The sequence below is a fragment of the Flavobacterium macrobrachii genome, from assembly GCF_014486675.1.
GTDB classification, from domain to species: Bacteria; Bacteroidota; Bacteroidia; order Flavobacteriales; family Flavobacteriaceae; genus Flavobacterium; species Flavobacterium macrobrachii.
This window is the reverse complement of sequence record NZ_JACTAC010000103.1, coordinates 1-7,429: the sequence shown is the minus strand read 5'-3', so window position 1 is coordinate 7,429 and position 7,429 is coordinate 1. Positions and strand designations below refer to the sequence as shown.

At 30.0% G+C, this 7,429-nt stretch carries 7 protein-coding genes; 6 read left to right on the top strand and 1 reads right to left on the bottom strand.

The window, feature by feature from the left end; genetic code table 11:
- Window positions 1–17: 17 nt before the first annotated feature.
- Window positions 18–1,223, bottom strand: a complete 1,206-nt coding sequence (lysA, locus tag IAI56_RS14855; RefSeq protein WP_187658608.1) for a diaminopimelate decarboxylase — start codon at window positions 1,221–1,223, stop codon at window positions 18–20.
- 232 nt (window positions 1,224–1,455) lie between these two features.
- Between lysA and sucC the strand changes: the two genes are divergently transcribed.
- The 6 genes from sucC to IAI56_RS14825 all read left to right on the top strand — a co-directional run.
- Window positions 1,456–2,649: an ADP-forming succinate--CoA ligase subunit beta gene (gene sucC, locus IAI56_RS14850; protein WP_187658607.1), complete on the top strand. Its 1,194-nt coding sequence runs from the start codon at window positions 1,456–1,458 to the stop codon at window positions 2,647–2,649.
- 132 nt (window positions 2,650–2,781) lie between these two features.
- Window positions 2,782–3,855, top strand: coding sequence for a DegT/DnrJ/EryC1/StrS family aminotransferase (locus tag IAI56_RS14845; protein ID WP_187658606.1), 1,074 nt, complete (start codon window positions 2,782–2,784; stop codon window positions 3,853–3,855).
- Window positions 3,852–4,502, top strand: a complete 651-nt coding sequence (locus IAI56_RS14840; protein WP_187658605.1) for an acetyltransferase — start codon at window positions 3,852–3,854, stop codon at window positions 4,500–4,502. Before IAI56_RS14845 ends, IAI56_RS14840 begins: the two co-directional genes overlap by 4 nt.
- Window positions 4,499–5,434, top strand: a complete 936-nt coding sequence (locus IAI56_RS14835; protein ID WP_187658604.1) for a glycosyltransferase family 2 protein — start codon at window positions 4,499–4,501, stop codon at window positions 5,432–5,434. Before IAI56_RS14840 ends, IAI56_RS14835 begins: the two co-directional genes overlap by 4 nt.
- A complete protein-coding gene (locus IAI56_RS14830) occupies window positions 5,418–6,701 on the top strand; it encodes a hypothetical protein (RefSeq protein WP_187658603.1) in 1,284 nt (427 codons plus the stop codon). Before IAI56_RS14835 ends, IAI56_RS14830 begins: the two co-directional genes overlap by 17 nt.
- Window positions 6,702–6,894: 193 nt before the next feature.
- The coding region (locus tag IAI56_RS14825) for a tetratricopeptide repeat protein (RefSeq protein WP_187658602.1) at window positions 6,895–7,429 on the top strand (535 nt) is incomplete at its 3' end.

Sequence of the window (7,429 nt, the reverse complement as noted above, 5' to 3'; positions counted from 1 at the left end):
TAAATCGGGGTTTTGTTTTAAATTTCTATCATAATTTGATTTTGTAGCAAATCTTCAAATTTTTCTCTTTCACGAATAAGGTGTCCTTTGCCGTTTTTCCATAGTACTTCGGCTGGCTTAAATCTTGAATTATAGTTAGATGCCATCGAGAAACAATAAGCTCCAGCGTTTTTAAAACATAAAATATCACCTTCGTGGATTTCAGCAATTCTGCGGTTGTTAGCAAAAGTATCTGTTTCACATATATAACCTACAACAGTGTAAAAACGTTCTTTTCCTTTTGGATTTGATATGTTTTCAATAGCGTGTTGCGAACCATAAAACATTGGACGAATTAAATGGTTAAATCCGCTATCAATTCCAGCAAAAACAGTAGAAGTTGTTTGTTTTATCACATTTACTTTGGCTAAAAAATAACCAGCTTCACTCACTAAAAATTTTCCGGGTTCAAATGCTAGCGTTAATTCGCGACCATATTCTTTTTCAAAAGCTAAAAATCGTTTGGTTAATTTTTTTCCTAATTCTTCAATATTCGTTTCGATATCATCTTTTTTGTATGGAACTTTAAAACCGGAACCAAAATCCAAAAAGTCTAAATCTTTGAATTGTTTTGCAGCGTCAAATAAAATTTCGGCAGCATACAAGAATACTTCAATATCCAATATATCCGAACCAGTATGCATGTGAATTCCATTAATATGCATTTTGGTATTTTCGACAATTCGAAGAATATGTGGAATTTGATAAATCGAAATACCAAATTTACTATCAATATGACCAACAGAAATATTCTCATTTCCACCAGCCATAACATGTGGATTGATACGAATACAAACTGGAACTTTTGGGTGTTTTGTTCCAAAATGCTCTAAAACCGAAAGATTATCGATGTTGATTTGAACGCCAAGTGCAGCAACTTCTTCAATTTCTTCAAATGAAACACCGTTAGGAGTAAAAATAATTTTATCAGGAGTAAATCCAGCGTGTAAACCCAATTGAACTTCTTGAATAGAAACTGTATCCAATCCTGAACCCAAATTGTTTAATAATTTCAAAACCGAAATATTAGACAAAGCCTTCATCGCATAATTAATACGAAGCTTTTCCACCTTTGAAAATGCATTGGTTAAGCGTTTATACTGAAATTCAATTTTTTCAGCGTCATAAACATACAATGGATTTCCAAACTCGTTGGCAAGGTCTAATAAGTCTTTTGTTTGCATTATTATTAATGTTATTAAATTTGTGCAAATTTAACTGCTGACTGCGGGAATTCCAAAGAAAACATACTCGATTTCGGGTCTTTCAACGTTATTTATTTTACATTATTGGAAATAATTGTTACCAATGAAATAGTGAATAAAAAAAACAGACTAAATTGGTATACATTTCTTTTAGGTTTAATACTAATTGATTACTTTTGTGACACTTTATTAAAGCAAATAAATTTTCAATATGAACATTCACGAATATCAAGGAAAAGAAATATTAGCTAGTTATGGCGTTCGCATTCAACGCGGAATTGTTGCTAATAGTCCAGTTGAAGCTGTAGCAGCTGCAAAACAATTAACAGCAGAAACTGGAACAGGTTGGCATGTTATCAAAGCCCAAATTCACGCTGGTGGAAGAGGAAAAGGCGGAGGAGTTAAATTAGCAAAAAACTTGCAACAAGTTGAAGAATTGGCAGAACAAATCATTGGAATGCAATTAATCACTCCACAAACTCCACCAGAAGGAAAAAAAGTTCACAAAGTTTTAATTGCGGAAGACGTTTATTATCCTGGTGAAAGTGAAACTTCAGAATTCTACATGTCAGTTCTATTGAACAGAGCAAGAGGAAGAAACATGATTATGTATTCAACCGAAGGCGGAATGGATATTGAAGAAGTAGCAGAACATACGCCACATTTAATTTTTACTGAAGAAATCGATCCAGCTGTTGGCTTACAAGGTTTCCAAGCAAGAAGAATTGCTTTTAACTTAGGTCTTTCTGGAAATGCTTTCAAAGAAATGGTAAAATTTGTTGATGCTTTATACAACGCTTACATTGGCTCTGATGCCTCAATGTTTGAAATCAATCCGGTTTTAAAAACATCTGACAATAAAATCATGGCTGTTGATGCTAAAGTAAATATCGATGATAATGCTTTATACCGTCAACCAAAATATGCAGATATGCGCGATATTCGTGAGGAAAATCCAATCGAAGTTGAAGCAAAAGAAGTTGGATTAAACTATGTTGACCTAGATGGAACTGTTGGTTGTATGGTTAACGGTGCAGGATTAGCAATGGCTACAATGGATTTAATTAAATATGCCGGTTTTGAACCAGCAAACTTCTTAGACGTTGGAGGAACTGCCGATGCAAAACGTGTTGAAACTGCTTTCCGTATTATCTTAAAAGATCCAAACGTAAAAGCAATTTTAATCAATATTTTTGGTGGAATTGTTCGTTGTGACCGTGTTGCTCAAGGTGTAATTGATGCTTATAAAAACATGGGCGATGCAATTAAAGTGCCAATTATCGTCCGTCTTCAAGGAACAAACGCTGAATTAGCAAAAGAAATGATTGACCAATCTGGGATGCCAATTTTATCAGCAGTACAATTCCAAGAAGCAGCTGATCAAGTAAAAGCAGCTCTGTCATAAGATCACAAGTGTTTTATTAAATTTTTCAATTGCCCAAAAAAAGTTTTGGGCAATTTTATTTAAAAGTTATTGATTAAAAAATTAATATTGTAAATACTATATTTGGTAGTTTTAAAAAGTAATCCTTTAAAAATGATAAATGTAACTAAGACTTTTTTCCCTCCGCTAGATGAATATATTGTTCAACTTGAACGTATATGGAAAAATCAATGGTTGACAAATAGAGGTGAACTTGTACAAGAATTAGAAAAAAAAATAAAAGATTATTTAGGTTTAAACTCAATTTTAATTACAAATAACGGAACAATTCCTTTACAAATAGCTGTTAATCTATTAGGAAATAAAGGAGAAATAATAACCACTCCATTTAGTTATGTAGCTACAACAGCTTCGATACTTTGGGAAAATTGTACACCAATTTTTGTTGATATTAATCCTGAATTTTTGACAATAGATGAAACAAAAATTGAAGCTGCAATAACTAATAAAACTTCAGCAATTTTAGCGACACATGTTTTTGGAAATCCTTGTAATGTTCAATATATTGAGCAATTAGCCACAAAATATGGTTTAAAAGTTATATATGACGCTGCACACAGCTTTGGAGTAAGCTATCAAAACAAATCAATTTTTGAATTTGGGGATATTAGTACATGTAGTTTTCATGCAACTAAATTATTTCATACAGGAGAAGGCGGAGCGATTTTTTGTAATGACAAAGTTTTGATGGACAAAATATATTATAGTCATAATTTTGGTCACAATGGTCCATTAGAATTTCACGGATTAGGTATCAATGGTAAAATATCAGAATTACAAGCAGCTATGGGATTAGCTGTTTTTCCTCATTTGGATCTCATTATCTCGGAACGAAAAAAAGTAGTAGATTATTATAACTCAAATCTTAATTTCAGTATTTTGAAAACTATGGTTTTGCGCAAAAATACAATATGGAATTATAGTTATTATCCAATAATTTTTGAAAACGAAACTCAATTGTTGAAGACTCAAAAAGTTTTAAATGAAAATAATATTTTTCCAAGAAGATATTTTTATCCTTCATTAAATAAAGTTAATTATATAGAATATACTGAAATGCCAACTTCCGAAGGTATCGCGCAAACGATTTTATGTTTGCCTCTATCTCATGAATTAGAATATAGTATTTTAGAAAAAATTGTCAGTATAATAAATACTAATTTATGATTATAATAGGTGCTAAGGGTTTTGCAAAAGAAGTATTGGAAGTTTTACTACAGCTTAATTATACACAAAATATTGCTTTCTATGATGATGTAAACCAAATTGGAGATGCATTATATGATAAGTTTCCGATTTTGAAAAATGAAAATGAAGTTAAAGCTTTTTTCGAAGTTAACGGAAATGATTTCACAATAGGAATCGGTAATCCACAATTAAGATATAAATTATATAAAAAATTTATTTCTTTGGGAGGTAACATCGTTTCAACAGTAAGTCCATTTGCTAACTTTAGTAGTTATGAAATTAACATTGGAATAGGTACAAATATTTTGATGAATTCTGTTTTTTCAAGCAGCGTTACTATAGGTAAATGTTGTATAGTTTATTATAATTCTATCATTACTCATGATTGTGAAATTGATGATTTTGTTGAGATTTCTCCAGGAGTAACCTTGCTAGGCAGATGTAGAATCGGTTCATTTTCCAGAATAGGCGCCAATGCAACTATATTACCAGATGTTAAAATAGGAAAAAATGTTACAATAGGTGCTGGTGCTGTGGTAACTAAAGATATTCCAGATAACTCACTAGCCTATGGCATTCCGGCAGTAATAATCAAAAGTTTTGAACCTTTTAATGAAAATGAATGATGAAACTATCTTTTGTTATACCAGTTTTTCGGAATGAGGGTTCGATTTTTCCGACTTATGAAAAAATTAAAAATCTTTTAATCAAATTAAATCTTGATTATGAATTCATTTTTGTTAATGATGGTTCCGATGATAATTCCATTTTTGAGTTAGTAAATATTCACAATGAGGATAATAAAGTAAAAGTTCTATCTTTTTCTAGAAATTTTGGTCAAGTTCCTGCCATTATTGCTGGAATGAAAGAAGTAACGGGAGATGCAGCAATTAGTTTGTCAGCTGATTTGCAAGAACCTATAGAGTTGATTGAAAGCATGATAACTAAATGGAAAGCAGGTAATGAAATTGTTATTTGCCATCGTGTAGATCGAGAAGATAGCTTTATTGCTAACAACACTTCTGCAGTTTTTTACAAGCTGATAAAAATTTCTAATCCAAAAATGCCAAAAGGCGGATTTGATTTTTTACTAATTGATAAAAAAGCATTAATTTATTTTAATGAAATTGATGAACGAAATCGCTTCTTTCAGGGAGACATTTTGTGGCTTGGTTTTAATACTGCATTTATTCCTTATAATCGTTTAAAAAGAACTATTGGTAAATCACAATGGACATTGTCAAAAAAAATGAAATATTTTATTGATGGTTTATTAAATACTTCCTATGTTCCAATTCGTTTAATGTCGTTAATTGGAATTATCATTTCCCTCTTAGGATTTATTTATTCTTTTGTAATTGCTTATAATCGATTTTTCAATAATACACCTTTTGATGGTTGGGCACCCATTATGATTTTAATTTTAATCATTGGTGGTTTAATCATGTTAATGTTAGGTATAATTGGCGAATATGTGTGGAGAACCTATGACGAAACACGGAAACGACCAATTTATATCATAAAAGATAGACTTGTGAAAAATGAAGAAAATAATTGATTTTGTTGCAAATAGGCCAGTTCTAATTACTGCTTTTATTTTTATTATATTTTATTTCATACCTATTAAACCTAAACCTTTTGGTGATGGTGACTTTCATACAGGTACTATTCAACTTATCGAGTATTTATCAAACAATTTTGAAGGAGAGATAAGGGTAAATAAAGGTATGTTGACCTTAGTGTGTTATCTAATTCCTTATGCAATTGTATATCCATTTAAAAATGATTCCTATTTTTTATTTAGTAGTATAGCTTTTAGTTTAATTTTTGTTTGTTTATCAGTTAATTTCATTTTCAAAGCTATTGACTTATTAAAGGTTTCAAACAAACAAAAAGCTATTATAATTCTTTTGCTATCTCTTTTTCCAATTCATATTTATTATGCAATGGGTGTAATAGGTGAGGTTTTTGCGTTTTTTGCATCAAGTTTATGGCTGTATTTTTGGGTAAAAATTTCATTTTCAAAAAATAAAATAAAGCTATCCGATTTTATATTTTTAGGACTATCTTTGATTTTGTTGTATGGCACAAAACCTATTTTTATACCTTTTATTGGGGTTTTTTCAATATACATGTTTTTCTTTAAAAGCCATTGGAGAAATAAATTAGCATTTTTTTTAACAATTGCAATAATTCCTTTACTGATATTTATTGAGTCAAAATCACATAAACATGGACAAGAATTTAAACAATATGCATTTAGGTCTCAAATTTTATGGTCGCGTTATGAGTTACGTGATGAGCCTTTTAATTGGATACCTCAACATGGTAAAGATGAATTTTCTTCAACAGATTATTTAAATAATAGAAAAAAAAGAATTGAATTGGATTCTATTTGTACGGTTAATGGATATGACAGAAATGAATATTTCATTAAATGGGTTTTAAATGATATTGCAGATAACCCTTTGCTTACCTTAAGACAATATTCATTAAAGTTTTTTCAATCACAAAGTTTTATCATTTCACCTTTGATAAAATCTAAGAAAAGTCCTTTTATAAAATATTCTATTCATATTTATATAAATTTAATTAATTTTTTGTTAGTTTTTGTTGGTGTTTTTACCATGTTTAAGTTGCAAAAAGTTAAAAATTACAAGTTGTTCTTTCCATTTTTGTTTTTTTGGGGTTCGGCTTTATGTTATGTTTTTTTGCTACATTCAGAACAGAGATATATGTTTCCTTTTAGACCAATACTAATTTTTTTGTTTGCATACTGGTTTCATATGAAAAATGAAAAAAGTCTTGATTTTAAAGAAACATGATTTGAATGATTAATAATTCTCTGTCTAACAATTAACTATAAAAATCTTAAATAATATTATTTTTTTGATATTATAGTGATGCAGACTTTTCATAGAAATTAATCGAATTCTAATTAAAACCAATCAAATTCTCATTTATCGGTTATTGACAAAAAGTAAATCTTACATTTGTTTGATAGTAGCGATTTTTTTAATGAGAACAAAATACTTTTTAACGGTTTGCTTTAGCCTTTTGATGATGTCGTCTTGGTGTCAATCCACAAAAGTGGATAGCTTGATTTCAGTTTTAGAACGAACGAAAAACGATATCGATAAAGCAAAACTACTCAACACTATTGCCGATACCTATAAATCCAGCAATCCAAAATTAATGCTTCAATATGCAAACGAAGCGTTGACACTTTCCAAAAAAATAAATTTTACCACTGCCGAAGGAAATGCGTTACTTAATTTAGGAAACGTAAATATCATTTCGGGAGATTATGCAAAAGCATTAAACTTTTTTGCCGAAGCACAACATCTTTTTGAAACCATTTCGGAGAGAGAAAAACTCGAAAATAAACAAGGTTTAGCCAAAGCATTAGGAAGTATTGGCATCGTATTTTCCGAGCAAAGTAATTATGGAAAAGCGTTGCAATATTATCTAAAATCGGTAAAAATCTACGAAGAAATCAAGGACGAAGAAAAATGTGCCAAACTATACAATAATATTGGTGTAGTTTATCAAT

Excerpts from the sequence above, each read along its gene's own strand:
- lysA (WP_187658608.1), bottom strand. The coding sequence starts at position 1,223 with ATGCAAACAAAAGACTTATTAGACCTTGCCAACGAGTTTGGAAATCCA.
- sucC (WP_187658607.1), top strand. The coding sequence starts at position 1,456 with ATGAACATTCACGAATATCAAGGAAAAGAAATATTAGCTAGTTATGGC.
- IAI56_RS14845 (WP_187658606.1), top strand. The coding sequence starts at position 2,782 with ATGATAAATGTAACTAAGACTTTTTTCCCTCCGCTAGATGAATATATT.
- IAI56_RS14840 (WP_187658605.1), top strand. The coding sequence starts at position 3,852 with ATGATTATAATAGGTGCTAAGGGTTTTGCAAAAGAAGTATTGGAAGTT.
- IAI56_RS14835 (WP_187658604.1), top strand. The coding sequence starts at position 4,499 with ATGATGAAACTATCTTTTGTTATACCAGTTTTTCGGAATGAGGGTTCG.
- IAI56_RS14830 (WP_187658603.1), top strand. The coding sequence starts at position 5,418 with ATGAAGAAAATAATTGATTTTGTTGCAAATAGGCCAGTTCTAATTACT.